The organism is Nocardia carnea (assembly GCF_029868325.1).
In the GTDB taxonomy this organism is placed as follows: Bacteria; Actinomycetota; Actinomycetes; order Mycobacteriales; family Mycobacteriaceae; genus Nocardia; species Nocardia carnea_C.
This window is the reverse complement of sequence record NZ_JARWNW010000022.1, coordinates 1-2,787: the sequence shown is the minus strand read 5'-3', so window position 1 is coordinate 2,787 and position 2,787 is coordinate 1. Positions and strand designations below refer to the sequence as shown.

The window sequence follows — 2,787 nt, the reverse complement described above, 5'->3', positions numbered from 1 at the left end:
GTTTTGGGCCCCCTTTGGTCCTTGTTGTCCGCACTGGGTGCTCGCGGCTGCGCCGATTTGCATCGAGCACGTACAACTGGGACGGGCCGAAACCTTTCAGGGCCTCGTAAGACTCGGCGCCGCTGCTGGTTACGTTCGGATGGTGTCGGCGTTGGGGTCGTTGGCACGGGGAGGCCACTGGTTGTCGGGCGGCGCGTTTCACAGCTTTCGTAGGCGTAGGCGGTTGATGCTGTGGTCGGAATCCTTACGCAGGACCAGGGTTGCCCGGGGACGGGTGGGCAGGATGTTGTCCACCAGGTTCGGACGGTTGGTGGAATTCCAGATATCCGTGGCGGCTGCGGTCGCCTCGGAATCGGTGAGTCTCGCGTAATGGTGGAAATGGGCCTTGGGATCGGCGAATCCGGTGGCGCGCAGGCTCAGGAATCGGCGCACGTACCAGGCTTCGATATCCTCGATCCGGGCGTCCACGTAGATCGAGAAATCGAACAGATCCGAAACCATCAGGCGCGGGCCGGTTTGCAGGACGTTCAGGCCCTCGACGATCAGGATGTCGGGCTGGCGGACACAATGGAATTCGCCGGGAACGATATCGTAGGAAATATGTGAATACACCGGTGCGCATACCTCTTCGGCGCCCGATTTCACCTCGGTGACGAAACGCAGCAGTTTGCGCCGGTCATAGCTTTCCGGGAAACCTTTGCGATGCATGACGCCGCGGCGGGTGAGTTCGGCCGTGGGATAGAGGAATCCGTCGGTGGTCACCAGATCGACCCGCGGATGGTGGTCCCAGCGGGCCAGCAGCGCCTGCAGAACACGAGCGGTGGTGGATTTCCCGACGGCGACACTACCGGCGACCCCGATCACGAACGGCACCTGTTTATCGGGATGCGCTTCGCCGAGGAAGGTGGCGGTGGCGGCGAACAGCCGTTGTTTCGCGGCGACCTGCAGGTGGATGAGTCGCGCGAGCGGCAGATAGACCTCCGCGACCTCTTCCAGGTCGATCTGCTCGCCCAGGCCCCGCAGCCCGATCAGTTCTTCTTCGGTGAGCACCAGCGGAGTCGATTTGCGCAGTTCGCGCCACTGCTTCCGATCGAATTCCACATACGGACTGGGCTCGCTCGCCTTGGCCATCTACTCAGCGCTCCACTCTGCCGGACACTCGTATTCACGGTGCCGTACCTGTGAGATGCCGTGCTCTCGGTGACCTCTGGTGCGGTCGGTCCGGCGCTCTGGCTGTGCCCTCATGGCTGAATTCTGCCCCTCGGGCACGGGCGGACCGACGAGGGGGTCCATTACGAGTCGGTATAACCACAGCACACCGGGGTCATTCGGACAGGTGAGGAGGTATGCGCCGGGCCGGACCGCGAGAGCCCGAATTCGCGGCTATCGTCGGATGGATGCAAGCCCATCCTGTGGTAACGGAATACCTGCGGCTCGGATTGGCATTCGACCGGCTCGAAGAGGGATTCGTCGACGCCTACACCGGCGCCCCTCAGTGGCGGCGTGATATCGAGAACGGGCCCCGGCCCGAACCCCGTGAGCTGGCCATTACCGCCACGCGGCTGCGCGCCGAACTACCGGCCGCCGGGCTGGGGCCGCAACGCACCGCGTTCCTCGACGCGCACCTGCGGGCGCTGGAGTGTTCCGCGCGCAAGTTCGCCGGCGAAGAGATCGGCTTCGTGGACGAGGTCAGCAGGTACTTCGATGTGGATATCGCCCCCGGCGATCCGGCCGAATACCGGGAGGCACACCAGAAGATCGACGAAGTGCTGGAGGGAGAGGGACCGCTCGCCGAACGGATGGCCGCCCACCGCAAGGCCGACGAGATCCCACCGGACCGGCTCGAAGACTGTGTGCACGCGTTCTCCGGGGCGCTGCGCGAGCTCGTGCGGGCGCGGTACCCGCTACCCGATCACGAACACGTCACCTACGAGGTGGTGGGCGATAAGCCGTGGTCCGGGTTCAACTACTACCTGGGTAACTACCGCTCGACGGTCGCGATCAACTCCGATCTGCGCCAGCACATGGCGGTACTGCCCAAGCTCATCGCCCACGAGGCGTACCCGGGTCATCACACCGAGCACTGCCGCAAGGAAGCCGGGCTGGTGGCCGCCGGCCACGGCGAACAGACCATTTTCCTGGTGAACACGCCGCAGTGCCTGATGGCCGAGGGTCTCGCCGATCTGGCGCTGCGCTCGATCATCGGCCCGGGCTGGGGGAAATGGGCGCAGGAGATCTACGCGGACCTGGGCCTGCGGTTCGACGGTGAACGCGCCGAACGCCTGTCCGAGGCCTCGGCGCAGCTGCTCGGTGTCCGCCAGGACGCGGCGCTCATGCTGCACGATCAGGGCAAGGATGCCGACGAGGTGGCCGGCTTCCTGGAACGCTGGTCGCTGACCAACCCCGACCGCGCCCGCCAATCCCTGCGCTTCCTGTCGTCCCCGCTGTGGCGCGCCTACATCAGCACGTACGTGGAGGGCTACAAACTGCTCGGCGGCTGGCTGGACCGCGCCGCCGATGCGGACGACCGCGCCGACCGGTTCCGCCGCCTACTGGACGAACCCCTTATCCCATCGTCCTTGCGCTGACCCGGCCGGCGACTCGGTTCACGCCCCGGGAACCGAGTCCGTGCACTACACCTCCCCGGACGGTTCACTACTCCGGGGGTGGGGCCCGCCCGGTTCTGGAGCGACGGAGCGGGGGAGCGAAGCGGAGGAGCGGAGGAGTGAAGAACCGGGCCTCCAAGGGCCCCCCCCCTCCCGACCCGGCGCCTGCACCAATATACCG

Annotated in this window: 2 protein-coding genes; one reads left to right on the top strand and one right to left on the bottom strand. The window is 65.8% G+C overall.

The genetic code is table 11. The annotated features are described in order from the left end of the window. Nucleotides 1–198: 198 nt before the first annotated feature. Nucleotides 199–1,131, bottom strand: a complete 933-nt coding sequence (gene coaA, locus QH196_RS00660; protein ID WP_280413789.1) for a type I pantothenate kinase — start codon at nt 1,129–1,131, stop codon at nt 199–201. A gap of 266 nt (nt 1,132–1,397) precedes the next feature. On the opposite strand from coaA, the gene QH196_RS00655 reads away from it, so the two are divergent. Beyond that, nucleotides 1,398–2,588, top strand: a complete 1,191-nt coding sequence (locus QH196_RS00655) for a DUF885 domain-containing protein (RefSeq protein WP_280413788.1) — start codon at nt 1,398–1,400, stop codon at nt 2,586–2,588. Nucleotides 2,589–2,787 lie beyond the last annotated feature (199 nt).

What these genes read in the sequence shown, in the direction of transcription:
- coaA (WP_280413789.1), bottom strand. Translation starts at nt 1,131, where the DNA reads ATGGCCAAGGCGAGCGAGCCCAGTCCGTATGTGGAATTCGATCGGAAG.
- QH196_RS00655 (WP_280413788.1), top strand. Translation starts at nt 1,398, where the DNA reads ATGCAAGCCCATCCTGTGGTAACGGAATACCTGCGGCTCGGATTGGCA.